The organism is Ereboglobus sp. PH5-10, from assembly GCF_029504735.1.
Taxonomy (GTDB): domain Bacteria; phylum Verrucomicrobiota; class Verrucomicrobiia; order Opitutales; family Opitutaceae; genus Ereboglobus.
Genome location: NZ_JAQFIP010000002.1, coordinates 251,678 through 278,652 on the forward strand (window position 1 = coordinate 251,678; position 26,975 = coordinate 278,652).

General features: G+C 60.7%; 17 protein-coding genes. 14 read left to right on the plus strand and 3 right to left on the minus strand.

The genetic code is table 11. The annotated features are described in order from the left end of the window. Positions 1-68: 68 nt before the first annotated feature. From M2447_RS03005 to M2447_RS03070, 14 genes are all read left to right on the plus strand, one after another. Positions 69-722 (plus strand): hypothetical protein, encoded by a 654-nt coding sequence (locus M2447_RS03005; protein WP_277557344.1) that lies wholly within the window; start codon positions 69-71, stop codon positions 720-722. Further along, positions 719-1,693, plus strand: a complete 975-nt coding sequence (locus tag M2447_RS03010) for an ATP-binding cassette domain-containing protein (RefSeq protein WP_277557345.1) — start codon at positions 719-721, stop codon at positions 1,691-1,693. Before M2447_RS03005 ends, M2447_RS03010 begins: the two co-directional genes overlap by 4 nt. 548 nt (positions 1,694-2,241) lie before the next feature. Next, positions 2,242-4,200, plus strand: a complete 1,959-nt coding sequence (locus M2447_RS03015) for a type VI secretion system contractile sheath large subunit (protein WP_277557346.1) — start codon at positions 2,242-2,244, stop codon at positions 4,198-4,200. Between the two features lie 105 nt (positions 4,201-4,305). Next, a complete protein-coding gene (locus tag M2447_RS03020) occupies positions 4,306-5,451 on the plus strand; it encodes a hypothetical protein (protein WP_277557347.1) in 1,146 nt (381 codons plus the stop codon). Between the two features lie 145 nt (positions 5,452-5,596). Further along, positions 5,597-6,430, plus strand: a complete 834-nt coding sequence (locus tag M2447_RS03025; RefSeq protein ID WP_277509035.1) for an ion transporter — start codon at positions 5,597-5,599, stop codon at positions 6,428-6,430. A 100-nt stretch (positions 6,431-6,530) separates the two neighbouring features. Beyond that, positions 6,531-6,830: a PAAR domain-containing protein gene (locus tag M2447_RS03030; protein WP_277509036.1), complete on the plus strand. Its 300-nt coding sequence runs from the start codon at positions 6,531-6,533 to the stop codon at positions 6,828-6,830. Between the two features lie 68 nt (positions 6,831-6,898). Further along, a complete protein-coding gene (locus M2447_RS03035; protein WP_277509039.1) occupies positions 6,899-8,866 on the plus strand; it encodes a hypothetical protein in 1,968 nt (655 codons plus the stop codon). 57 nt (positions 8,867-8,923) lie between these two features. Next, on the plus strand, positions 8,924-9,463 hold the full coding sequence (locus M2447_RS03040) for a hypothetical protein (RefSeq protein ID WP_277509040.1): 540 nt from the start codon (positions 8,924-8,926) through the stop codon (positions 9,461-9,463). A 114-nt stretch (positions 9,464-9,577) separates the two neighbouring features. Beyond that, the gene (locus M2447_RS03045; protein WP_277557348.1) at positions 9,578-13,909 is read left to right on the plus strand and encodes a hypothetical protein; all 4,332 of its coding nucleotides are present in this window, start codon (positions 9,578-9,580) and stop codon (positions 13,907-13,909) included. 48 nt (positions 13,910-13,957) lie between these two features. After that, positions 13,958-14,905: a hypothetical protein gene (locus tag M2447_RS03050; RefSeq protein WP_277557349.1), complete on the plus strand. Its 948-nt coding sequence runs from the start codon at positions 13,958-13,960 to the stop codon at positions 14,903-14,905. 177 nt (positions 14,906-15,082) lie between these two features. Continuing rightward, positions 15,083-16,450: a type VI secretion system baseplate subunit TssK gene (gene tssK, locus M2447_RS03055; protein ID WP_277509046.1), complete on the plus strand. Its 1,368-nt coding sequence runs from the start codon at positions 15,083-15,085 to the stop codon at positions 16,448-16,450. A gap of 148 nt (positions 16,451-16,598) precedes the next feature. After that, positions 16,599-17,369: a DotU family type IV/VI secretion system protein gene (locus tag M2447_RS03060; protein ID WP_277557350.1), complete on the plus strand. Its 771-nt coding sequence runs from the start codon at positions 16,599-16,601 to the stop codon at positions 17,367-17,369. Between the two features lie 245 nt (positions 17,370-17,614). Further along, the gene (locus tag M2447_RS03065) at positions 17,615-21,253 is read left to right on the plus strand and encodes a type VI secretion protein IcmF/TssM N-terminal domain-containing protein (protein ID WP_277557351.1); all 3,639 of its coding nucleotides are present in this window, start codon (positions 17,615-17,617) and stop codon (positions 21,251-21,253) included. Between the two features lie 77 nt (positions 21,254-21,330). Then, positions 21,331-22,491 (plus strand): hypothetical protein, encoded by a 1,161-nt coding sequence (locus tag M2447_RS03070; RefSeq protein WP_277557352.1) that lies wholly within the window; start codon positions 21,331-21,333, stop codon positions 22,489-22,491. A 229-nt stretch (positions 22,492-22,720) separates the two neighbouring features. On the opposite strand, the gene M2447_RS03075 is transcribed toward M2447_RS03070, so the two are convergent. From M2447_RS03075 to M2447_RS03085, 3 genes are all read right to left on the minus strand, one after another. After that, positions 22,721-23,563, minus strand: coding sequence for a hypothetical protein (locus M2447_RS03075; RefSeq protein WP_277509051.1), 843 nt, complete (start codon positions 23,561-23,563; stop codon positions 22,721-22,723). Between the two features lie 99 nt (positions 23,564-23,662). Next, positions 23,663-24,811: a hypothetical protein gene (locus tag M2447_RS03080; RefSeq protein ID WP_277557353.1), complete on the minus strand. Its 1,149-nt coding sequence runs from the start codon at positions 24,809-24,811 to the stop codon at positions 23,663-23,665. Positions 24,812-24,933: 122 nt separating this feature from the next. Next, on the minus strand, positions 24,934-26,691 hold the full coding sequence (locus M2447_RS03085; protein ID WP_277557354.1) for a hypothetical protein: 1,758 nt from the start codon (positions 26,689-26,691) through the stop codon (positions 24,934-24,936). Positions 26,692-26,975 lie beyond the last annotated feature (284 nt).

A 26,975-nucleotide genomic window follows, 5' to 3' on the forward strand; every position in this document is an offset into this window, starting at 1 on the left:
CCCCTACAAAACGCTTATTCTCTTTTTTCGTATTAAATTGTATTATATGCGCATTCCTGCAGGCGAATTTGGTCGTCGAACCCGATTACGCCATGACGGAGGAAAATGTTACTGTGGGATGCTCTAACCAAAAAATTGTCGTCACAGGCTATTATAAATTTATAAAAATTCAAAAGAAACATAAACCTGCCCAGCATGGGCAATCGCGATCAGACACGCATTTTGAAATAAAACTTCCCGTTCCCGTTCCCAAAAGCATAAAAACAGCAGAAGGGCTGATAGAGAAAATAAACCCGGTGCTGCAATACAATGACAAGGAATACCGCCCTAAATATGAAAGCAACGGAGCCACCATCATAACCAATATCGAGTTGTTTCCGAACGCATACTGCGCCCTCTTTCGCTTTAATATTCCGGTTAAAATTTTAAAGCAGGAGGCAGTATTTTCAATTCACTATGACCAACCGATTATAGAAATTGATGGAAAGTCTCATGCAAGTTACGTTCCATTTATTCCCTATGCCGGAGAAGTGAAATTGGACGAAAATGCGTTTGTCATCACATTTGAGGCGCGGACTGGCGTAACATTGCAATTGCGTGATCCGGCGACGCACAAAGTCATTCAAAAAAAAGCGGATCAAGTTTCGCTCAAAGCCGAAAACGGAAAAATTATTTATGTGGAAATTATTCCGTCAAGTGACTCCTCTACAATATCACAATGATCGAAGTCCGAAATCTCACGCGCGTCTTTCGCACCTATAAAAAGCGGCCCGGTTTTCTGGGCGGCATTTACGGGTTGTTCAAACGCGACTTTGAGGAGATCGCCGCGGCGAAGGATGTTTCGTTTGATATTTCCGAGGGCGAGTTTGTCGGGTTCCTCGGACCCAACGGCGCAGGAAAAACCACGACGCTCAAGATGCTCTCGGGGCTCATTTTTCCGACGAGCGGCACGGCGCGCGTCGCCGGTTTCGATCCCACGCGGCGCGAGTCCGCCTACCGTCGCATTTTTGCGCTCGTGCTCGGACAGAAAAACCAGCTCTGGTGGGACTTGCCCGCCATCGAGTCGTTTCAACTGCTCCGCCATATCTACGGGCTGCCCGCCGACAGCTTCAAAAGCACGCTCGACGAGCTCGTCGAACGGCTCGGCGTCGGCCACAAGCTCAACGTCATGGTGCGCGAACTCTCGCTCGGCGAACGCATGAAAATGGAGCTCATCGCCGCCCTGCTCCACCGCCCGCGCGTCCTTTTTCTCGACGAGCCCACCATCGGGCTCGATGTCGTTTCGCAAAAAGCCGTCCGCCAGTTTTTGCGCGAATACAACCGCCGGCACAATGTCACCATCCTGCTGACGAGCCACTACATGGCCGACATCCAGGAACTCTGCGACCGCGTGATCGTGATTCATCGCGGGACAAAAATCTACGATGGCGCGCTCGACCGGCTTGAGGCCGGTTCCGGCGCCCGCGGCAAAATCATAAAATTCCTCCCCCAGCCCGGCGCGTTTCCCGAAAACTGGACCTCGCGCCACGGACAGGCCGTGCGCGACAAGGACGGACACATCACGCTCAGCGTTCCCGCCGCGGACATTGTCGCCGTTTCGCAGGAAATTCTTTCCGCCGGCAGTGTCGCGGACATCACCATTGAGGACGTCCCGCTTGAGGACGTGATCGCCGAGCTTTTTTCTTCGCAGTAACACAATTTGCGAGATGGTTTTGTTTTTTTAACGGGTAGGGCGTGCTCGCCGAGCGCGCTGAGAACTACGGGCGGTGCGGGCTTTTGGGTATTTCGAAAATCGAAAAATTTCCCGGTAAACCCTGTCACGCGCGCATTCGCCTGCGTCGCGCCAAGGCCGTGTGATTACAAAAAAATCCAAAGTTTGTAATTACCTTCCCATTGACGGTATTTGCGGCCGGTCGCTTTTTACAGGCATCCCACCACCTGAAAAACCTCCTCAAACCGTGTTCACCTATTTCCTCAACACGCAATTTCTTCAATCACCACTTAGGGCTGCCACACGATGGAACTTCCCGACAGGGAAGCGGGTGGATGCGGCCCTTGCAGGGGGGCCGGCGGGCGGCTCCCCTGCAGAATTTTTCGCAAACACAAGTCATTTACAACTCAATGACATAAACAAATCTCGACGACCTCGATTCAGCTCCTTAAATATGTGCGCAACCTAGGGGCGTGTTTTCCCAATAGTCTTTTGCAGAGCGCCTTAAATCCACCCTTCCATCCATCATTATGAGCGACGACGATAAATCACTCGAAGACCTCCTCGCCGAACTCGGCGATTCCGGCGACGATTCCGCATCCTCCTCCGCATCGGACGACACTTCACTCGACGATCTCCTAAAAAGTCTCGGCGGCGACGACACGCCTTCCGCCGACTCCGGCGACAGCGAATCGAGCGACGACGACCTCGACAGCCTTCTCGCCGGACTCGGCGGTGATGACGATTCATCGTCGTCGTCCTCCTCCGACAGCGACAGCTCGTCCGGCGGCGACTCCGATCTCGACAGCTTGCTCGCGGGTCTCGATGGCGATGACGATTCGTCCGCATCGTCATCCGATGATTCTTCATTCGATGATTCGTCTGATTCTTCGGATGAGGATTCTCCCGCGCCCGCCGCTCCGCCGCGCGAAGCACCGAAAGCCTCCACCGGCTCCGGCGTGAAACCTTCGCTCTCCGCCACTCTCGGCGTCCGTTCCGCGCCGAAGGCGCACCCCGGCTCGAAGCAGCCGCTCGTCATCGCGCTGATCGGCGATTTCACAGGACGCGTCAGCCGCGGCGTTGTCGAGCCGCTCGCCGACCGCAAGGGCTACCTCGTCGATCTCGATTCGCACGACGAGCTCTACGAAAAACTTTCCCCGACCCTCACCATCGAGGACCCCGGCGCGCCCGGCACCAAGGTCGAGCTCACGTTCAACGAACTCGACGATTTCCACCCCGACCAGTTCTACAAAAAATTCCCCGGCATCCAGAATCTCCGCACGCTGCGTCCGCAGCTTCTCTCGTCCGCCTCGCTCGCGAAGGCCGCCGCGCAACTCCAGAAACTCCTCGGCACGCCGCTCCCGAAGGCTCCGCGCCGCAGCTCCGGCGCGCGTCCCGGCGAGACCACCGAGCAAACGCTCGAGCGCCTTCTCAAGAAAAAGCCCGCCGCCAAAAAAGGCGCGGCTCCGGCGGCAAAGGCGTCCACGGCCACGCAGGCGGTCGAGGCGCTCATCAAGCAGGCCGTCGCCGACAACGTCGTCAAGAACCCCACCGCGCACCAGCAACAACTCGTCGCCGCGCTCGACGCCGCGTGCGCCGTGCGCCTCCGCGCCATTCTCTCGAATCCGCGCTTCCAGGCGCTTGAATCCGCGTGGCGCTCGATCGACATGCTCGTGCGCCTTTTCGACGACGGCGACCGCATCAAACTTCTCGTTTACGATGTCTCGAAGGAGGAAATCGCCTTCGACCTCACCAAGAACGGCGACAACCCGACCGAGACCGAGCTCCACAAAATGATCCGCGACACCATCGCGGAAAACCAGTGGATGGCCGCGTTTTGCATGCACACCTTCGGCGATTCGCCCGACGATCTCGCGCGCACCAAAAAGCTCGCAGCGGTCTTCGCCGCGAACCAGACGCCAATCATCGCCGCGGGGCATCCCTTCGCGCTCGGTTGCGCCAGTTTCGCCACGCAACCCGATCCCGACGACTGGACAAAAACAAAGGACACCGACATCGGCGCCGCGCTCAAGGCCCTCCGCGAAAGCCCGGACGCCGCCTACCTCGCGCTCGCCATGCCGCGCGTCCTCATGCGCCTGCCCTACGGCAAGACGACCGATCCCATCGCGCCCTTCCCCTTCGAGGAAATCGAGTCGCCCGACCAGCACGAGCAATACCTCTGGGCGAGCCCCGCGGTGCTTGTTGCCCGCATGTATCTTGAGCGCTTCAAGCAAAAGGGCTGGGGCATGGACCTCGACGCGGGCGAAACGCTCGGCGACATTCCCGTTTTCCACTTTAAGGAAAAAGGCGAATCCAAGATGATGCCCTGCGCCGAGGCGTGGCTCACCGAGCGCGCCGCCGTCGCCGTGTCGAACGCCGGTTTCATACCGATCCTCTCGATCAAGAACTCCGACTCCATCCGCCTCGGACGCATCAACTCCATCTCCGTTGACAACGCGCCCCTGGCGCTCCGCGTGCCGAAAAACTGAACCACCGACCTGCATCGACTTGTGCCGACTTGAGTCGTTTTAAGTCGGCACATGGCGCGACAGCGCCCAATCCAAAATCCGCATTCCAAAATCCAAAATCGCCACATGGGCTTTTTCTCATCACTCGCCGACAATCTTCTCGGGGCCGCCACCATCCCGTGCGTGTGCCCCGTGAAGATGCTCGACCAGTTGAAAAAACTCATCCCTCTCCTGCCCGAGCTCCCCGAAATCCCCATCCCAAAACTCGACCCGCTCACGCCTCTCACCATGGCCGGCCCCTCGGCGGCAAACAACTTCATCCGCTCGAAACTCAACATCATAAACAAAATGCGCGTGCCCCAGGCGATCGCGCGCCTGCCGTTCGACCACATGAAGATCGGCCGGATGGAAAGCGTAACGCCAGTCATCCGCGTCATTAATCAGGCCACCGGTGCAAACATTGAAGACCCCGCGCTCGAAGCAAGAATGCAGGGCTCGCTCCTCGGCCTTGCGAAAATACCGCTCGCCGTTCCCACGCTGGCCACGATGCCGCCTCCTCCGCAGCCGATCATGCAAAAAGTCTCCGCCGTCGTCACGCAAATGCGCATGGCAAAGGCGATGCTTTCGCTCAAACTCACTCCGCTCGACCCCGCCGCGCTCGCCAAGATCCAGGTCATTACGAAGACTGTCGCAACCATCCCGCCCCTGCCCCTCGAGCAACTCAAACCACTCGCGCCGCTCGCCACTGTCGCGCGCCTGGCCAAGGCGATGAATGTTGACCTGAAAAAACCTGGCGCCGTCCTCAAAATCGCCAACAAGCTCAAAATCCTCGCCAAGCTCCCGCCCGAGCCGCCCGCGCCCGCCATGGCCGCGCTTCCCGCAATGATGCAGGTGCTCAGCATCGCGCAAACCAACACTAACGTCGCCAGCTATTTCAAACTCGACCTCGCGAAACTCACACCGCCCAACTTCATCGCCAAAGTCGGCGTGCCACTGCAGCCCCTTGTCGAGTTTGGTGAACAAATCGCCGACTCACTCACCCCCGAGCAGACCGCCAACGCCCAAAGCTGGGCGGCCGCCTCGCAATTTTTCCCCGCGCTCAGGTTAATGGAAACAGTCGATCTCGGGAACCTCGATCTCACGCCACTCGGCGACGTGCCGCCGCTGCCCAATTTCGGCCCGATTGCCTCCGCCTTCGCGCTTGGCGAGGTCGCGAAATCCGCCGGCAAAAAAGCCGGCTCCAAAAAATGTCCGCAATGCCCGCTCGGGTGAAAAACCTGAAAGCCTGTTCCGAGCGATATCGACAATCCGCCAAATCTGAAGGCCGAAAAAAAACAACCACTTTTAAAATCACCACCCAACCACCAACCAATCTTCAGCCTTCAGGCTTTCAGGACTTCAGTCCTTTTCAATGAACATGATCTCACAATTCTGCCGCAACCTGATCGCCCGAACCACATTCGAGGTCGCCGTCGCCATCATCATTTTGGCGAACTGCTTTTTCATAGGCCTGAACACCTATCAATTGCAGGCAAACGACACCATTCACAGGATTCAAAACATCATACTCGTTTTGTTCACCATCGAGTTTGTCATCCGCTTTTTCGCGCGCACGAGCCTCAAGGAATTCGTCACCTCCGGCTGGAACATTTTCGACTTCTCGCTGCTCGTCATCAACTACATCCCCGAGACGGCGTTCGACAACGGCCTCACGTTGCTCGCGTTGCGCGTGCTGCGTGTTTTCCGGGTGCTCCGCCTGCTTCGCCTTTCCGCCGAAATCCGCCTCATCGTCAGCGTGCTCCTGCGTTCGCTCCGCTCGCTGCTCTGCAACGCCGTCGTGTTTTTTGCGTTCATGTATCTGTTCGCCATCCTGGGCATCTCCATGTTCCGCCTGCCCGAACCCGCGACCCTGCCCCCGGAAAAAGCCGCCGCCTACGCGCAACTCGTCGAAGTCGCGCCGCCCACGCCATCCTGTTCGCCCGACCCCTACGGCACGCTCGGCGAATCCATGTTCACCCTCTTCCGCCTCCTCACCGGCGAAGACTGGACCGACATCCGCTACAACCTCGTCAAGGCCTCCGAATACGGCATCATCCATGTCAGCCCCCCCGTCGTGACCGGCTTCCACGTCCTCTGGTATGTCCTCGCTGCATTCCTTCTGCTCAACCTCTTCGTCGGCGCCGTCCTCACCAACTACCAAACCATCCTGGAGCAAACCAAACAGAAGAAAAAAGAAACCACCGCGCGCTGATTTTCTTAATTCACATTTTAAAACACGACCGCACACTCACCTCTCACCAACGCGACCTTCAGCCCCTCAGTCCTTCAGACCTTCAGCCTTTTTTCCAACCATGCCATTCGCCGCACGACTCACAGACATGCACACCTGCCCGATGGTGACACCCGGCGTGCCGCCCGTCCCGCACGTCGGCGGCCCCATCACCGGCCCCGGATGCCCCACGGTCATGATCGGCAAAATGCCCGCCGCCACCGTGGGCAACATGTGCACCTGCACCGGCCCCCCGGACAGCATCATCAAAGGCTCCGCAACAGTCATGATCGGCAAAATGCCCGCCGCGCGCATGGGCGACAACACCGCCCACGGCGGAGTCATCACGCTTGGCTGTCCCACCGTGAACATCGGCGGCTGACAGCCGCGCCACGCACCAAACCCTGAACCTCAGCCATTCAGCCTTTCAGTCCTTCAGCCCTTTCCCTCATGCTCCCTCCCAACCACGTTTTTGTTCCCATCGACGCCGCGAGCGCCGGGCAGCCGTTGCGCGTCTGCATCGTCGTCAACCAAAACCCACCCCCAAGCACGACCACGCCCTCCTGCCCCTTCGTGCTCCTGCGCTCCACGCTCGACGCCCGCGTCTACCTCGGCGCCGTCCTCGACGCCACCGGCCGGCACCGCGAATGGCTTGAAATCTGGATACAAACCGTCGCGCCCCTCGCCGCCGCCGAATACAAAACCATCGCCGGCAACGATCCCCTCACCAACGCCATGCTCGACGCCCGCTGGGATGTGATGACGCGCACCTTCATCGAGGCCGACCCCGCCGCGTGCATCCAAACCGGCTTCGAGCAACAACACCCCCGCCCCGCCTGCATCGACCTCGACGCCCTCGCCCCCTGGCATCCCGCCACGCCCGAGAACCAACCCTACACTCTCGCCACCGACGACGCCGAACTCCTCGCCGCCGGGCTCCCCGCCTTTTCCAGCACCACCGCCCGCCACTGGCGCGCCACCGCCCCCGACGGCAAACCGCAATTCATCCCCGCGCCCCTCACATCCGAGCAACTGAACACCCACAGCGCCAAACTCCACGCACTCCCCCAAAAACTACATCCCCTAAACCCCGAAAGCGGTTTAACATTTCTCCGACGCCTCGCCCCGATCGCGCTCGACGACTACGCCGCCTTCCTCGGCGGACGCCCCTGGAAAGGCAACGCCAGCGCGCGCGAAACCTATCCGCTCGACGCCCCGCTCCGCGCCCTCTCCGATTGGGACGCCGCCCAGCAACACGGCCTCCACCTCTTCTCCACCGCCGGTGGCCGCTGCGGGCGCTTCATCGAATCGCTCCACCTCAAACTCTCGCTCCTTCACCAGGCGCTTCACCACGCCCGCGCCGCCATCAAGCAACGCCAGCTCCCCTACCTCAACCTCTCCGCCGACTCCTTCCGCGTCGCGCTCGACGCGCCCGACACCACGCTCCCCGCGCTCTGGACCGCGCGCCTCGTCCCCGTCCGCGCCGGCCAGTCCATGGCGCTCCCCATCAAGACGGCCGATGTCCGCTACTTCATCGCCCTCGAACAACCCTCCGCCTCCGTCTATCGCCCCGCGCACATGACGCAGTCCATTCGCGGCTTTGGCGACGTGCGCATCCGCCGCGTTTACACCGACACCGGCGACCGCATCTGCGTCGAAGGCACGCTCGTCACGCCCGACCGCGTCGGCCACTCCGCGTCCGACATCCTCTGGCTCCGCCTCCCGCTCCCCAACATCGCGCCCGACCTCTTCGCCCGCCTCGACACCGCCGAGGGACTCGCCGCCGGCGAAGCCCGTTTCCGCACCATCCCCCAGGACCTCCCGCCCGAAATCAACGAAATGCTCCGCAACACCGAAGGCGCCGTGTTTCCCGACACGCCCTTCGAGACGATTCCCCTCCTCAGCGCGCCCGCCGACCTCTACTCGCTCGCCGTGCTCGGCGCGCTCCTCCTCCTCGTCAACTCCGGCAACACGCTCGGCGTCGCCACCGACGACCTCATCGGCTACGCCCGCAAGCTCGGCCAGGAAGCCACCAAACCCGCCGCGCCCGACACCGTGCTCGAACCCTTCGCCGCGCGCGCCGTCCAAGTCGCCGAGGCCGACCCGCGCATCCGCGCCGCGCTCGGCCCGCACCGCCTCGCCTACGACGGCGTCACCGCCGAGGACGCCGCCGACTGGGTGCCGCCCGACCTCTGGTGGCACATCATCGGCACACTCGCCCGCCTCATCCCCGGCGCCGGCCCCGACAGCTATTGCAAAGACTACGGCGACGCCTCGCCCTTCAACCTGGAAAAAGCCCTCGACGCCCCCCTGCGCGACCTCGGCAACCTCCTCCTCCGCACCCGCGGCCTCATCATCAGCGACTGGACCAGCAACCGCGAAGTCGCCCGCGTCATCAGAAAAATCCCCACGACTTAAGTCGACTTGAATCGATTTAAGTCGAACAACCATTCCGCATTTCCACCACATCCATCAATGAATACCAAAAGCATCCTATCCATCATCGCGGCGCTCACCGCGCTCTTCATCGCCGGTTGCGGCAGCACGCCGAAACCCGTTGCCCACGAGATAAAAATCACCGTGGACAAATCGCTCGAAAACACCTCGATGCAAATCGACATCATCGGCGCAAACGCCGTCTCCGACCTTCCCAAGTGGCAGTCGTATTCGGTCACCGACTACTGGCAGCCCGGCAACGCCACCCGTCGTGACACCGACCGCATCACGCTCGACTACGGCCGCGGCAAACCCGCCGCGCAAACCGTCCCCTCGACCGACGCCAAATGGAAACGCTGGCTCGACCAGGGCGCGAGCAACGTCGTCATCATCGCCGACCTCCCCGGCATCGCCGCCGACCGTGGCGGAGCCGCCGACCCGCGCCGCCTCATCCTCTCCCTCGACGCCAAGGCGTGGAAGAAGGACAAAAAAGCCCCCCTCGAAATCCTCGTTCAGGAAAGCGGCCTCCGCGTCCTCACCCCGCCGGCCACGGAAAAGAAAGGCTTCAAGCTCTTCTAATAAATTTTCGATTTTCGATTCTCGATTTTGGATTGGGAGCTTCCGCTCCATCTTCGCGTCTCGGAGCGGTAGCTCCCCAATCCGCCCTATCGGTCTTATCCGTCCTATTCTCTGATGCCCCCCGGCAAAACCATCAACGGCTACACGCTCGGTGCTGAAATCTCCAGCACCGCGAGCGCCACCGTGCATTTTGCCGCCTCCTCCGGAGCCCCTGACAAACCCCAGGGGCTCGCCTTCAAAACCTACGCCACCGACCAGCCGCCCGGCCCCCGCCGCGCCGCGCTCTTCACCGCCTTCCAGTCCGCAATCGAGGCGCAACAAGCCGCGCACGCCAAGGCCCCCGGACGCTGGGTCGCCGTCCGCGCCACCGGCCTCGTCAAGGCGCCCCCGAAAATCTGCGGCATCGACACCCCCGCCGTCACCGCCGCCTACCTCGTCACCGATTATTATCCGCGCACGCTCGCCCGCATCATCGACGCGCGCCTCGAACTCGACCTGCGCGCCATCCACGCCTTCACGCGCGGCGTGATCGACGCCCTCGTCGCGCTCGACGCCGCCGCGGGCCGCCCCCACGGCGCGCTCACCGCCGGAAACATTTTCATCGGCGGCAACGGCCCGCTTCGCAAATCCCCCGTCCTCCTCACCGAACCCGCGCCCCTCTCCGGCGTCACCACGCAGCAAGCCCGCGTCGCCGACAACCGCGCGCTCGGCACGCTCATCGCCACGCTCATCCGCCGCCGCCAGCACACCGGCTGGCCCATCGAGGACGGCCCCGAGTGGACCTCCCTCGGCAAACACAAACGCGCCTGGCTCGACTTCTGCAACTACCTCCTCGATCCGCACCCCGCGCCCGACACCGCCACGCTCGACGAACTGCAACGCCGCTTCGCCAAGCTCGGCGGGCGCGGCATGCGCACCCGCACCAAAATCCTCATCCCCGTCGCCGCGCTCCTCGTCCTCTCGTCCCCCTTCGCCGCGCTGCGCTTCGCCCCCTTCGAAAAAATCCCCGAGTCCCTGCAAGAATTCGCCATCAAACTCGGCAACCTCCCGCCCGACGTCGAGGAAGTCCCGCCCGAGTTCGCCCAGCTCTGCGACATCTGGTATGACTGGTTCGGCTCCCTCTGCGCCGAAGCCGGCAACGCCAGAAACGCCCCCCGCTGGGGCGCCGACACCTGGCTCCGCGAAAACGTCCTCGTCCACATCACCCCCGAAGCCCGCGCCGCGCTCGACCCGCGCGTCCTCACCGAGGACAACCGCAACCTCGAAAACCTCCGCGCCAACCCGCCCGAGTCCGCCAAGCGAGGCCTCGTCGTCCGCCGCGTCAAGCAAGCCCACGCCACGCTCGAAAAACTCGCCGCCAGCTTCGTCGAGTGGCCCGGCGCGAACACCCTCGCGCAAACCGCCGAACGCTTTGAAAAACTCGGCCTCGCCGCCGCCGCCGAAGAGCTCCGCGCGCCCGAGTTCACCAACCTCCCCTCCATCAACTCCGGACGTCTCCCCGCCAACATCACCCGCCGCCTCAACACCCTCGAAACCGCCGCCGCCGCCGAGCGTGCCTGGGCCGCCACCGCCCAAAAACTCGACACCCTCGACGCAACCAACGACCCCGTCCTCAAAGGCCTGCGCCCGCGCGAAATCACCGCCGCAGCCGCCGCGCCGCTCGCCGAACTCCCCGCCAAACTCGCCGAAACCGCCCCCGCGCTCGACACACGCGTCGCCTTCGTCCGCGGCGATTGGGCCGGCGGCATCGGCCAAAAACGCTGGCTCGCCGAAAGCTTTGTGCGCAACCACACCGGCCCCGCAACCGACGAAACCCTCGCCCGCTGGGACGCCGAAATCCGCGACTACTACATCGTCACGCCCGACGAGGACCCGCGCCGCGCGCCCGCGCTCGACACCGCCGTCACCGCCGCGGCCACCGCCCTTCGCAACCTGACCAACGAGGAAGCCAGCCTCGGCGGCGGCACCGAAGTCTCCGCGCCGCTCACCCGCGAGCAAACCGCGCTCACCGCCGACCTCAACACCCTGCGCGCCGAGCAAGTCCTCAAAAAAGACATCCCCGTCGCGCGCGAAAAAACCGCGACCCTGCAAAACCGCTACACCGCGCTCGCCGCGCAAATCGCCATCGCGCTCGACGAACTCCACCCCAACCCCGTCGAATGGCTCGCCCGCATGCGCGCCGCCAACGTCGGCCCCAGCGCCGTCCTCAACGCCGAGTGGGCGCGCCGTCGCGACACGCTCCTCACCGACATCACCGCCGACCGCCTCGCCGCCAACGAAAACGCCTTCCGCGACCTTCGCACCCGCGTCCGCCAAACCCGCGAATTCCTCTCCGGCCTCGACGGCCCCCAAGTCGCCGGCGGCGTGAAACCGCCCGATCTGGTTAAAACGGATTCTGCGATCACCGCCCAAACAAACGCGGCCGATGCGGCGCAAAAAGAAGAGCTGTTCACAAAGCTGCTCGCCGAAACACAATGGACGGCAAACGGAACACCCGCCCAAACGCTTGTGGAATTTGCCGCCACAGCCGCCGTTCGCGGCAATACGGAAACCCTCGCGGCATGGCGCGAGGCCGCGACCAAACTCGCGCACGAACTCCAGGACCTCCAATCCGCGCTAAACCAAGGTTACGCATGGAATGAAAAAATCGGCGCGACCGACCAAACCCTCGGCGACAACTTTGCGCGCGCCTCGGCAAATGTCGCGGCCACCGCGGTAACCGCCGAGGGCAGCCCCTCGAAAATATTCGCGGAGTGCAGGCTGATTCAATCCCTCCAAACCGAAACCGACCGCGCCACGCTTGCGCAAACCGCGGCATCGCCCGCCTCGCTCAGCGTCCCCCTCTCGGCATGGCGGCGCCTTGACGCGCTTCCCGACTGGCCGGTGAGCGTTGAGGAACTCGACACTGAAATAACCTTGGAAAAAGGCCTGGTTGAGCACATCGAAAAATCACCGGCCTTCTCTACACCGCCCGGCGATTCCGCAACGGACGAAAAACAAAAAACGGAAGCGCTCCTGGCCGAACTAAAAGCCAAACGCCTCGCGCTCATCACCACCGCCGCGCCCAAACGCTGGCGTCGCAGCTACGCGCAAATCCCCGTCGAGCACACGCCCGACGTCATCGCGCGCATGGACGCCTTCGGCGTCAAACCCGATGACCTCACCGGCCTCGACCGCTTCGACTACCTCCTCGCGCAAGCCAAGCAAACCCGCTGGGCGCGCCTCAACGAAACCGACGCCCGCGACCAGCGAAACACATTTGTCACCAACGCCCGCGCCATTCCCGAAGTCACCGCGCGCGCCGAACTCTCCGCCTTTGTTGGCGAGGCGCAAAACATCAATCTCGAACCCACCGGCGAAAAAACAACGCCCGCCGACATCGGCCCCGGACGCATCGGCTGGGCGGGCGAGTTTTCCGACGACATGCGCGCCGCCACCTACCGCTGGACCGACCTGCGCGGCAACGCGCACATCCAGAAATACCTCCTCGTCGAACCCGAGGCCGGCGTTCCATTCTTCCTGTCCACGACGTCGGTATCCGTTGGCGAGTTCATTGCGCTCATCGAAGGCCGCCCCGAGGGCCGCGCCGTGATCGACGCCATGCCCGCGTGGATCGGCGACGTCTCCGGCGGCATCGACACCGACTTCCGCCCCGGCCCGCAACCCTGGCGCGTGCTCGCCCAGCGCCGCACCACCGCCACGCGCCTCAACGACTCGCGCATGTCGCTCAACACCCGCTGGCAGGCGTTCCTCGACCCGCGCTGGCCCGAACCCTACTACGCGCCCGGCATCACGCCGCCCGTGCCGCCAACCCCCAACGCACCGATGCAAAACCTCCCGCCCGCCGCCGCCCGTGTATTCACGGAACGGATACTCGGCGCGCGCCTCCCCACCACCGAGGAATGGTCCGGTATCGTCGAGCTCTTCGCCAAAAAACTCGCGCGCCCCGACGCCCCCGGCGCAAACTTCACCGACGCCACCTGGCTCGCCCAGCGCGACCACCTCGTGAAAAACGGCGCGCTCTTCGAGTTCCCCTGGCCCGACTCCGGCGCCTACGCGCCGCCCGGCGCGCCCTCGCCGACCGTGCAAACCCATTCCACGGCCCCGGCCTACGCCCCGGAGCAAAACGACGGCGCGCTCTGGTTCTCCGACGTCAACGCCGCCTCCGCGCAAAACGAAACCGGCTTCGCGCACCTCTTCGGCAACGTGGCGATCCTGCTTCACGATCCCCTCGCCGCCGCGGGCGGCGCTTATTCGGTGGCCGGCGGCTCCGCCATTTCGCCCGCCACCATCGACCCGAAAAAAACCTACCCGCTCCCCGCCGAAAGCGAAGGCTACGCCGACGTCGGCATCCGCCCCGCCTTCGACGCCTCCAAATCCATGATCATCCGCGGCCAGCTCATGATGCTCCTCCGCAAACAACCCTACGTTCGCCAACAACAATAGAACCGACTTAAATCGACTTACCTCGCCGCCAACTTCCCGCCATTTTTTATGACAACACCCACCTCCACCGCCCCCTCAAACTCGCAGCCCCTCACCGACGCGCCCGCCTGGGCCGCCGCCGCCGCCACGCGCCTGCGCTACCTGCAAGCCAACTTCGCCGACGATCCCGCCGAGAGCCGCGAGGCGTTCCTTGAGGACGAACTCAAAAAACTCCTCGACCCCGTCCCGCTCGGCAAACGCCTGCTCTACCTCGACACGCTCGCGGAAAAATTCCCCACATGGGAATCGCTCTCCTCCGCGCCCGCCGTCGCCACCAAGGCCGCCAGCGAGGAACGCACCCCCGACGAAGTCTGGGCGCTCTTCCTCAAAACACTGCCGAAGTTTTCCCTTGAGCAACGCGAAACGATCAAGGCCCGACTCGCCGACGCCGGCTTCGTGCGCGTCTCCGGCGACTCGATCGACGGCAGCTCCACCGCCGACATCGTTGACAAGCTAAAAATCCCGCCCTCCGACAAAATCGACGGCTCGCGCCTCGGCAAACTCTACGCCGCGCTCGCCGAGTTCGCCATCATGACCGACCAGCTCGCGTGGAACGTCTGGAAAGGCCTCTCGCCGAAATCCACCATCCGCCGCGACGGCTCCGCCGGCGATCTGCGCACCGCGCTCCGCCGCTCCACGACCGGCGACCCCGAGGTTTCCGCCGCGCAAATCGCCGGCCAGCTTGAAAAAAACCGCCAGCTCATCGCCGGCCTCATCGCCGCCATCGGCCCCGCGGGCAAGAACTTCACGCGCCGCTTCCAGTCGCGCTACTCGCCCGAGGCCATCCGCGACATGGTCAAGCTCGAAGGCGCCTCCGTCTTCGGCAACGCCGACGCCCGCAACTGGAAAAAATACACCGAACTCGCCCAGGAAATCAGCGAGGACACCATCCAAACCGACATGATGGACGCCGTCGCCAAATACGCCGAGGAACTTATGAAAGGACAAAACCGGTAGTAGAATTTTCGATTTTCGATTCTCGATTTTCGATTGCGCGCTACCGCGCGGCACCGAAATTGAAAACGGAGCGGTAGCTCCCAATCGAAAATCGAGAATCGAAAATCCAAAATTAAGTCCCGCACTTTAACCAGCAACCAAACAACCACCAACAACCACACTCCCCATCCCACCACCATGTCTCTCAACATCCATTGGCACGAAGGCCTTTTTCTTCAACCGCACCACCTCCAGCGCCTCCAGCACGGCGTGCTCGCGCAGAACCAATCCGACCGGCGCCTCTCGTGGTCGCATCCCTACGGCATCATCGAATCGAAACTCTCGCTCGACGACCTCGCCAACTTCCGCGTCCGCTTCGACAAACTCCACGCCGTCATGCCCAGCGGCCTCGAAGTCAACTACCCCGAAAACGCCGAGCTGCCCTCCATCGACCTGAAACCCCTCTTCGCCGGCAGCGGCGCCGTCTTTAACATCTACCTCGGCGTGCCGCTCTGGAAGGAAGGCCGCGCCAACTCCGGCGGCGAGTCGCCCTCCGAGCAACCCGACGCCACCGCCAAGATCATCTACCGCGTCGAGGAAAAAACACTCGCCGACGAAAACACCGGCGACAACTCCAAGCCCCTCCTCATCCGCCGCCTCAACGCCCGCTTCGTCACCGACGACGAGGACAAGTCCGACCTCGAGCTCATCCCCGTGCTCCGCCTCGTGCGCGGCGTCGGCGAGCAACTCGGCCAGCCCAAGCTCGACCCCGAATACGCCTCGCCCTGCCTCTTCCTCACCGGCTCCGCCACGCTTCACAACATCGTGCGCGACCTCGTCAACCAGGTCGAGGCCTCGCGCACCGAACTCGTCATCCAGATCAACCGCGGCGGCTTCGCGATGGACACCCTCCGCGGCGCGCAAATCGAGCAAGTCCTCCGCCTGCGCACGCTCAACCATTACAGCGCGCGCCTCACCACGCTGCTCACCGCCGCCAGCATCACGCCCTTCGACTGGTATCTCGAACTCCGCTCGCTCCACGCCGAGCTCTGCGGCCTGCACCCCGACAAGGACGATTACGAAATCCCGCCCTACAACCACGAAAACCTCTTCAACGGCTTCGACCAGCTCAGCACCAAAATCCGCGCCCTCCTGCGCGGCGCGGTTGCGGCCTCCTTCCTCAAGGTTGACTTCACCACCACGCCCGACGGCCTCGAAGCCACGCTCACCGAGGAGCATTTCACGCGCCCCGTCGAATACTACCTCGCCATCAAGTCGGGCGAGGACCCGCGCCAGATCGCCCCGATGATCGAGGACGGCAACCGCTTCAAACTCATGCCCAAGAGCATGGCCAACCGCGCCGTGCGCGGCGTCGAGCTCAAGGAGGAGCGCTTCCCCCCGATGCAGCTCCCCGCGATTGGCGGCCTGAGTTTCTACCGCCTCAACCGCGCCGAAAGCGCGCGCATCTGGCAGCAACTCCAAACCGAAAAAGTCGCCGTCCTGCGCTGGCCCGACCAGGAAAAATCCGACTTCCAAGTGGCACTCTACATGACACTCGCCGATTGAAGAAATTTTCGATTTTCGATTCTCGATTTTCGATTGCGCGCTACCGCGTGGCAGCAAAATCAAAACGGAGCGGCAGCTCCCAATCAAAAATCGAAAATCGAAAATCGAAAATAAAATCTCCCGTCTTCTCTCACACTCACCGCCTACCATGAATCCACTCGACGCCACTCCATCTCCCGTTCCCACGCTTCACGAACTCTGCGATCCGCTCTTCCAGGAAATCTGCCGGCTCAACCGCATCGGACGCAAGGCGCCCGCGGGTGAATACGCCATCACATATTCCGAAATCAAGGGCATCTTCGCCAACATGGCCGAGCGCGCGCGCAAGGACGTCCGCCTCAACCTCAACTACGAGAAAGTCGAGCTCGCGCTCGTCTTCTTCGTGGACTTCATGATCGCCGAGGCGAAGCTCCCCTACTCCGCCGAGTGGAACAAAAAACGCCTCGCCTACGAGCGCAACGAACTCGCCGGCGACGAAAAGTTCTTCGACATGCTCGACGAAACCCTCGCCGACACCAAGGAAGGCGCGGTCGAGCGGCTTGTCATTTATTACATCTGCCTCGGCCTCGGATTCAGCGGCTGGTATATGGGGCAGGACGAATACCTGCGCAAAAAGCAAAAGGAAATCCTCCCCCGCATCCGCCCCTACCTCGACACCGACGAATCCGGCCTCATCTCGCCCGACGCCTACAAGAGCACCAACACCGTCAACCTCCCGCTCCCGATGGGCTCCACGCTCATCCCGATGCTCATCTGCCTCGTCACGCTCATCGTCGTGGTCATCGCCGCCAACATCGTCCTCTTCAAAACCGCCTCCAGCGAACTCACCCAATCCGTTGACGAAATCCGCGCCCACGAAAATGCCTCGGCCGCGCAAGGCGCGGCAAATTCCAATACTCAAAACCCAAATTCCAAATAAATTCCAAAATCTCAAATGACCAAATCTCAAAAAAGCATCCGCCCGCCATTCGTAGCGCAGACTGCCAAGTCTGCCTCTGTGCCACGGGCTGCCAGCCCGTGTGACGAGGCACAGCCTCGCTCTTTGGAATTTGGAATTTGAGATTTTTTTGGGATTTGGGATTTCGGAATTTGGAATTTTCCCGCTCTCCCCGCCTTTAACCGTTCCCTTTCACAAACAAACACCAGCACCACCCTCACCACGCCATGAAAGACCTCTTTAACAGCATTTCTGACAACCTGCGCTACGTCGCCATGCTCCTCGCGGGCACCGGCATCGCCGGCTCGGTCCTCTTTGCCGACCGCGCCATCTACACCGTCTTCGCCATCGGCCTGCTCGTTGTCGGCAGCTTGCTCTTTGTCTTCGACGCCGTGCGCCGCGCGAAAAAATCGAAGGCCGAAAAACGCCTCGCCGCGCAACTCGCCGACAACTCCTCCGGCAACGCCGGCATCTCCGAGGCCGCCCGCCGCGCCCAGCTCGACGCCCTTCGCGAAAACTTCCAGAAGGGCATCGCCAAATTCCGCGCCGCCGGAAAAGACATCTACACCCTCCCCTGGTATATGGTCGTCGGCGAACCCGGCTCCGGCAAAACCGAGGCTGTGCGCCGCTCCAACGTCGGCTTCCCCCCCGGCCTCCAGGACGAAATGCAAGGCGCCGGCGGCACCATCAACATGCACTGGTGGTTCACCAACCACGCCATCCTCCTCGACACCGCCGGCAAGCTCCTCTTCCAGGAGGCGCCCCCGGGCACCACCACCGAGTGGACCGAGTTCCTCAACCTCCTCACCAAGTCCCGCCCCAACTGCCCCATCAACGGCCTCGTCCTCGTCATCCCCGCCGACTCGCTCCTCAAGGACAACGCCGACGACATCGCCAAAAAAGCAGGCAAAATCTGCGAGCAACTCGACCGCATCCAACGCACCCTCGACGTCCGCTTCCCCGTCTTCATCCTCGTTACAAAGTGCGACCTCCTGAACGGCTTCCGCGAGTTCTTCTCCGACATGAAGGACCCGCACCTCCAGCACCAAATGACCGGCTGGTCCAACCCCGACCCGCTCGACACCCCCTTCAAGCCCGAGCACGTTGACGAATACCTCAACACCATCGCGCAAAAAATCGCCCGCCGCCGCCTCGGCCTCCTCGCCGACCCCGTCGCCACCGATCCCAGCGAACGCCGCGCCGACGAAGTCGATTCGCTCTTCGCCCTGCCCAACTCCATCCAGTCGCTCGCGCCGCGCCTCCGCCGCTACCTCGAGACCGTTTTCGTCACCGGCGAATGGTCCGCCAAGCCGCTCTTCCTGCGCGGCATCTACTTCACCTCCGCGCTCACCGAAGGCAAGGCGCTCGATCTCGAACTCGCCCAAACCCTCGGCGTCACGCCCGACTCGCTCCCCGAGGGCAAACTCTTCGAGCGCGAACGCTCCTTCTTCCTCCGCGACCTCTTCATCCAAAAAATCTTCAAGGAAAAAGGCCTCGTCACCCGCGCCTCCAACACGCGCAAGCAACTCAAGCGCCGCCAGCTCATCCTCGGCGGCACCGCCGTCGCCGGCCTCGCCCTCACGCTCACCCTCTCCATCTGGGGTTACTTCTCCGTGCGCGACAGCGTCGGCGCCGAATCCGCCTACTGGAAAGCCGCCGCCGCCGACTGGACCAAGGACCACACCTGGAACCCCATCGTCACCCCCGAATTCCGCGGCGCCGAAAAATACAAATACAACGGCGACAACCCCGTGCGCGTGGGCTCCGAGCAAATCCCGCTCCACGAATTCCACGCCCGCCTGCAATTCCTCGTCACCCGCGACCTCTCCGTGCCGCTCGTCTTCAAGCCCCTCGACATCTTCGGCACCACCACCAACGCCGGACGCCGCGAGGCCCAGCGCGTCCTCTTTGAAAGCAGCGTCATGCGCCCCGCCATCGCCGCCGCGCGCACCCGCATCGCCAGCGACGACGCCGTCGCCACCTGGACCGCCCGCGACACCGCCGCCCTCGCCACGCTCATCCAAATGGAAGGCATCATCCACTACCCCATGCTCCCCGGCCAGACCGTCGAGTTCGCTCCCGGCGCATTCCTCACACCCCTCATCGGCCTCTGGACACCCGACGGCAAAATCCCCGCAGACCTCAACGGCGCCTTCGACGCCACCTACTACGAACGCGGCGGCTCCGGCTACAACAAATGGCCCAACGTCACCTACTCCGCCGGCATCTCCTTCCGCGAAAACACCCCCATCGCCAAGGCCTGGCTCGCCTTTGCCAAGGCCCAGGGCGCGGGCGCGGCAACCCAAAAAACCGACATCACCAACCTCGCCAAAATCCGCGACGCAGTGAACGCGTTCGCTTCCGGTGAAAAAGATTACCAGCTCTACGCCTCGCGCGACAGCAACATCGCCGGCTGGCTCGCGGAGGCTCGACGCACCTTCACCGCTCTCGAAGCCGCCAAAACCGCGCTCGACGGCGCCATCGAACAAGGCCGCTCCAACGGCATCTTCGCCAAGGACGCCTCACCCGCCCTAGCCACCGCCTATGGAGAAATCGTCCAAAAAGCCCGCGCGCAAAACGAGGCCGGCAGCAAGGCCATCCGCGAAGTCGTCAACAAGTTCACCAAGCCCGACCTCGGCACCCTCGCCACCAAGGCCAACGCCACCGGCGCGATCGGCGAGCTCGTCGGCTCCGTCACTGAAAAAGCCGGCCCCACCGCCGAGGATCTCGCCAAAAAAATGAAGACCAGCTTCACGCCCGAGTTCCCCATGTTGCAGGAAATCACCGCGCGCCTCGACCAGATGGAGCAAGTCACACTCGCCGAAACCCGCGCCGTCTTCGGCGACACCAAACCCGAGGACCTCGCCCTGCTCGATAAAAACTACCTCGATATCAACGAAAAGCGCCCCCTCTACGAAATCCGGTTCGCCGCTTACAACCGCGGCATGGACCTCTTCACGCTCGCGCCCTCGACCGCCGACACCCTCGTCGGCGAACTCGGCAGGCACATCGAACAAGCCGCCGCCATCGCCGCCGCCATTGACGCCGAAGGCTCGAAATACAACCAGGCGCTCATGTCCGATTTCCGCAACACCGTCCGCCAGGTCGCGCGCGCCGGCAATCAGGCCCGCGAACTCGACCTCTTCAAACTCCACCACGACACCATCGCCGGCTACCTCCGCAAAAATGTCGGCTTCCCGATCCTCCTCGACGCCACCGACATCATCACCACGACCGACACCCTCAAGAAAAACGTGGACTTCATCAAGGCCGCCCGCGCCGACCTGGCCGACTCCCGCGGCCCCAGCGCCGCGCGCGCCACGGTCAACCGCAGCACCGAGCGCATCAATAAAATCATCGGCATCCTCAACGCCCTGGCCGCCCCCGACGGCGCGCCCGCCAGCGTCAAAATCCAGATCGCAAAATACGAGGACCAGAAAAAGTTCATCACCGAGCGCGGCATCTCCAGCGATTTCGGAGCGGTCTTTGCGGGCAACCTCTGGCGCACCGCGCGCATGAGCGGCCGCGCCGCGCGCACCCAGTCGCCCTCCGACGCCGAGCTCGCCACCATCCGCGTCACCGAGACGATGCCCCCGCTCGAACTCTTCCTCGCCGCCGACGTGAAACCGACCCCCGACACGCAAGCCGCGTTCACCGACACCTGGACGACGCTGCGCCTCATCTCGAAATCCGGCTTCCGCAAATCCGACGGCAAGACCTGGCAGGCCCCCGTGAGCATCCGCGACAACACCGTTGGCGAAGGCGCCCCGCAATCGGACCTCTTCCTGATCCTCCAATTCCAATACGACAACCAACTCCCCGAACTCGCCGACTGGCCGACGCGCACGAACCTCGGCCTAAATTAAAACATTCCCGACCGCCCCGACTTAAATCGATCCAAATCGATTTAAGTCGATTTGCGTCGCCATCCCAATCCCCCGCCATGCCCGACTTCTTCAAAGACTTCCTGCACCAAGAACTCGTCGAACACGGTCGCAACGCCCCTCCGACCGTGCATCTCGCGGCGTTTGGCAAGCACCCCGCGTGGAACGACCACATGGAGGACATCAACCTCAACACGCTCACCCTCCTTGAGGCCAAACGCTACATTTACCTCCAGGGCATCTCCGGCAACATCGACAGCGGCGCATGGAACCCGCCCGCCGCCCCCGTGGGGGCGTCGCAAGCGACGCCCTCCGATTCAGCCCTTCAGCCCTTCAGTCCTTCAGCCCTTTCTTCACCAGCCCTCTCCTTCAACCACTGGCTCCTCTGGCACCGCCCCGGTGAAATCCTCCTCGGTCGCCTCCTCGCATCGACCGACGGCAAAGGCCGCACCCGTTATCCCTTTGTTGTCCTCGCGCACATCATAAACCTGCCGCTCGCGTCCGCCCTCGAAACCTGCGCCCCGCTCATCGACGAAGCCGCGCGCCAGGCACGCGAGGCGACCACACCGGATGCCGTGCGCCAGATCATTGTCCAAACGCGCAGCCGCCTTGCCGCCGCCGTCGAAGCGACCGCGGATTCGCCAAGCCCGCTTCCCCCCGGCCTACGCCCCGCCATCGACCCCGTCGGCTGGACGCGCCTCTACCACGTCATCGAAAACCAGCTCCACCAATACGGCCCCGGCGCGCGCCCCGAGCATCCCTCCTGCCGCCACCTGCGCCTCCCCTCCGCCCCGGGGACCGCACGCGTCCCGCGTGCAGACGGCGTCGTCCCCGACGCCGCCCCGCAAAACCTCCTCTGGTGGGCGACCTACTGGCTCACGCAGCTCGACACGCAAATCCCCCTGCTCCTCATCGCCCCCGAAACCGCCGCCTGGCTCGACCTCATCGTCGGCGAGCCCGCCAGCCAGCATTTCCGCTGCCTCCTTGTCGATTCCGGAGCGCTCCCCACGGTCACGGACACGCCCTATTCCGTGCCGTCGCACATCGAGCAAGCCACAAACGAACTGCTGCTCAACGCCGACGAGTCCGCCCTGCCCGCGCGCAGCCTTTTTCACCTCAAGCCGCCCACGCGCGACACCGCACTCGCCATCATCGGCACCCGCGACGGACTCGCCAAGGCCACCCGTCCCCCCGGCCTTCTCAAAAAACTTTTCGGCTGAGCGTTTCCAAGGAGCGTAAAACAAAAATGTAGGGGCGCGCCTTGCGCGCGCCCTCGTGTTCACCCGCCTTGAGCATGCGTTTGCATAAAATCGCCCGCATACGAGGGCGCACGCAAGGTGCGCCCCCACAAAACAGGCCGCGCCCGCATGGCTGGTCGGGCGCGGCCATCCCCTGCTCAATGCCCGCTTCACGCGATTCAAAATTCTGAAACGCGCCTGCGGCCAAATTTTAATCGGGGAGCGGAACGGTGAGCGCGCCAATTTGCGAATCAATATCCTTGGCCAGCGTCACGGCCAGTTCTTCCACGTAGGCTACCTCATGCGACAGGGGCTTGGCCTTGATTAAGTGCTCTTTTGATTTTAAGAGGGTTCCCTTTCTCCACTTGCCCAATTCCACCGCAAATTTCCGAAGTCCCTCGGGCAGCCCTTTAAGCTCACCCACCTTGCGCTTGCCCGCATAACCGGATATATGCCTTTTCCTATGGTGGAGGATGAAATTACTTATGGAGTCATATCCACTCGGCAATAGCGCGTCCACTTTATCAAGCTTTGATTTTCCCGCAACATCGACACAGCTCTTTATTTCTTTCGCCAGCTCTTTCTCCACTGTTTCCGCAAGTTTTTTGAGTTTTTTGTCATCTATTAGAATTTTTCCTCCCGGGGGGGCGGATTTTTTGTTTTTTTCCGCGTCGCGAACGATTTTCCTTATCTTTTCGCATTCGGCCGCCATGAGATCCAGTCCGTTGCAATACGCCTTCAGATGTTTCGACCACCCGTAATGCTCAAGTTTCTCGGTGAGCTTTTTCTCGGCGTTCAGCACTTTTATGTATCCATCGCAGATCATGAGCACTATGTCGGGATTCGTTTGATCTTTGCAGTATTTTTCCACTGCGACGGGTAATTTTGTGGCAAACTTACCGTATTTAGCAAGAAATCGCTGGTAGTCGTCCTGGGTGAATTCACCCTCCTTGTATGCTTTCTTTGCAGCCGCGTGCATGCTCTTGTGCATGTGCGTGGTATGGGATTCAATGCAAGCATTCAGGGCTTTGATTGTTTTTCTATCGAGGGCCATGATTTTTATTATATTTAGGGTTTATATTGAGGGTTGATTGTTCGGCAAATTTGAGGGACGGCACGCGCCACGCGCGGCGCGGTCGCCCCCTGTCCGGCATTACTTTTCATGCGCGCGCATTTCGGCTCCCGTCCAGCTGTTCACACAGGGGGAACCCATCACAAAGTTTTCATTGTATTCAAAGATCGCCGTTCTCAAGGGCGAATCTTTAGGATTCTCATGAAGCTTGGCCTCCAGGGCTAGATTAAAGGAGCCTCCCGAAGCAAAACATTTTTTCAAGGTTTCGAAACTCTTCTTGTCAGTCACCCAATCGGCTTCCAGACCCCTCATCAACTTTAGCATCTCCGAGGACGACGTCTTTTTGTGGGCGTCAAATTCCTTTGCCAGTCCCTGTATATTCCAGCGGGGCTTTCTCACAACCGTAAGTAATGAGGACATTCTTTTCATGCCGTCCTCTATCGCCTTGCCCAGTTGAGTATAAACGTTTTGGGACTGCTTTTCAGCCGTCGCCACGCCATCACGCACTTTATAAGCCCCCGCGACAAGCCCATATAGTTTTACATACTCCGGCAGCAATGCCTTCAGCGTGGCAACATACCCCGTGGGAAGCGCATTTGCCTTCAGTTTACTCGCGCGGCCAAGCTCCTTCCTGGTAAATATGGCAAGATTATCTGCGGCCTTTATCTGCTCGGATCCCTTTTTTACTTTGTTCCACAGGGTTTCGGTAATCTTCACAAAGACCATGACGTCATGGTCGGCGCCTTTTATGCCGAGGATACTATTAACTATACTCTGGCACTTGGCAAAGTGAGCCTTGGCATCCTTGAATACGTCCGACTCCTTCGCCTTCGCGGTAATCTTCCCGCTTACCTTTCTATCATGCCATTTTTTTATCTCAAAAATATAATTATAGTGTTTCATGACCCGGGCTTCAGCATCCCTTAGTGTCGTGAGCATGCCGCCCGTCGTCGAGATCAGGGCGACGTCCCGAAAATTCGAATTGTTTTGCAAATCGGTCAATACCTTCTCGCCCGTCTTCCATCCCTCGGGATCCTTTGCCTTGAGCGCGTCGGATGCCTTTTTTATCTCATGGGGAACGTCATTGATCGCATTAAAAAAGGCGAGATACGCGACGATCATCGCCTCGTAATCCTTCGTAACCGCCTCCGCGAGGCGGTGCGATTCTTTATTATATTTCCAGGCCAGATCATACATCTTCTTGAATTCCGCGTATGCTTTTTTACTCATGGTGTTTATTGGTGTTAGCTGGTTGGTGTTGTTGGGTTTGTTTATGTGTTTGTATTAATCGAAAATGCCGTTTTCTAACCGCAGATGGACACAGATAACCGCAGATGTTTGTGTCGCGGCATCTATCGCTTTTGCTGCAGCTCCGCCAGTTCGGCCGCCACCTTCTTGAATGCCGCTTCCCTTTGAGCGAGGGTGATCATGACCTTGCCGATTTGATCCACAGATTTTGCATCGGCCACGGAAGCATCCAGCGATCTCTCGGCAAGATTCTTAATGGGGCCGTCGCCCAGCGAGGCGATATGTTTCTCGAAGATTGGGAAAGCCACTCCTTTGATGGTGTTGATGACCAACGCATCGTAGAGGTTCTTGACAAACTTGGTGTCAATCCAAGTGCCGAACATCGCCATGGGCATTTTTTTCAAAACGGCCTTTGCAATATTACCCATAAAATCATCCATTGAGGCACCGGGCTTGGTCATGCGACCCACTTCCGCCAACGCTGTCTTGAAGGCATCCTTGCCGATGTTGCCAGCCCACTTGGTAATGAACGATCCTATTTTGCTGGAGGGGATTTTTCCAAGCACCCCCTTCATAAGCATCGGTGTCAGTTTTCCGACGAGTTTAGTGGCGAGAGGTCCCGTGACCGAGCTGCCGCCGGCGGCGACGAGACCGTCAATAGTGATATTCAGGACTGCATCGTCGAAGCCCTTGCTGGTGCCCGCGGCGACTTTGCCGATTTCATTCGCGAAACTTTTCAAAGTATTGACGCTACTGTCAACGAGCACACCCTTTCCACCGACCGCCCCGGTTTTGATTTTAATAAGAATCCCGAGCGCCTCAAAGCTCACGTCGCGTGTGATCTCAAGCCCCGTCACGATGTTTTCACCACCGCCTATCAGCTTTTCGCGGTAATCTTGCATCATCTTGAGCGCGGAATCGACATCAGCGGACGCTGTTTTTATACGAGCCCCTATTTCCTCGTATTTTTTGCCGTTGATCGCGGCTCTCAACCTCTTGACAGACTCCTCCGCTTTCTTAATCGGGGCCTCGGACGGAAAATCGGGTGTCCCTGGAAGGTTGTGCAACAGCCATCCGACGATATACTGCTCATTATTCTTCTTGCGGGCGTCATTCCACAGCATTCTTGGAGTTCCGGCGAGCCGCTCCAAGTTGTCCGCGATGCGTTTGAAATCTTTCTCCAGTTGTTTTTCAAGCAATTGAATATCATTCAATATTTTTTCGGCTTTTTCGCGAGCCACCCTTTCCTCAAGTTCCCGGACCATGTTTTGCCGGGTCTGCTCGACGGCGGTTTTTCCGCCCCTGTTCATAATCTCAAGTCCTGCGCCAGAGATCGCGCTTAAGATTCTCCCGTCCTTTGCGACGTGATCAAGGATTGTCGCCTTGATGCTTTTTTTCTTTTCAATTGCGACATGAATCGCGTTTTGGGCAGCCGCGATGAACATATTGGAGTTCTTGTGTATGGCATCCTCGATCGCATCATCCAGTTCATCCTTGGACATGGGCATCCTTCCGACGCTCATTTTTTTGGAGTGCAACACGTCGACCAGATCGATGACAAAATAAAATTCAAGCCACTCGTGCAATTCTTTCCACGGACATTCTTTCGCAAGGCGTTCCGCGAGCGTGTTGACGCCTTTTTGAGGCTTTTGAACAAGATCGACTCCCTTGCGCTCCAGTTCGACCACGAGTTTTTCCACTATTTTATAGCCGCCACCATTGGGAGCAGCCCATGTGTTGAAGTAGCCTTCCATGTCTTTTTTGGTGAGCCAACTTCTGAATGTTTTGACCTTGGAGGCTGCAATCATGGAGGCTGCCAGGGTGAATTTTTTGAGGTTCGCTTTGTCTTTGAGCAGGGACATGAGATTTGAGGTGTTTATGGCTGTATTGGTGCGGGCGTGGTGCTTTGCGATGGGCTGCCGGAAAAAACATCCCCGGTCATCAATGCATTGGGATTTGCGCTAAAAAGGTTTCGGAAAATCTTCGGGAAAAATCCTCGCCCGAGTGAAAAGTCACACAACCAATTAAATATGAATAATTAGTGGAATTAATTTATCAGCCCTCCCTAAATTCGCCCAATCTCCCAAAAAAATTCCCGAACCTTCTTTCAAAAAAATCCCAATGCTTGGGTAAGCGGAAATGTTTT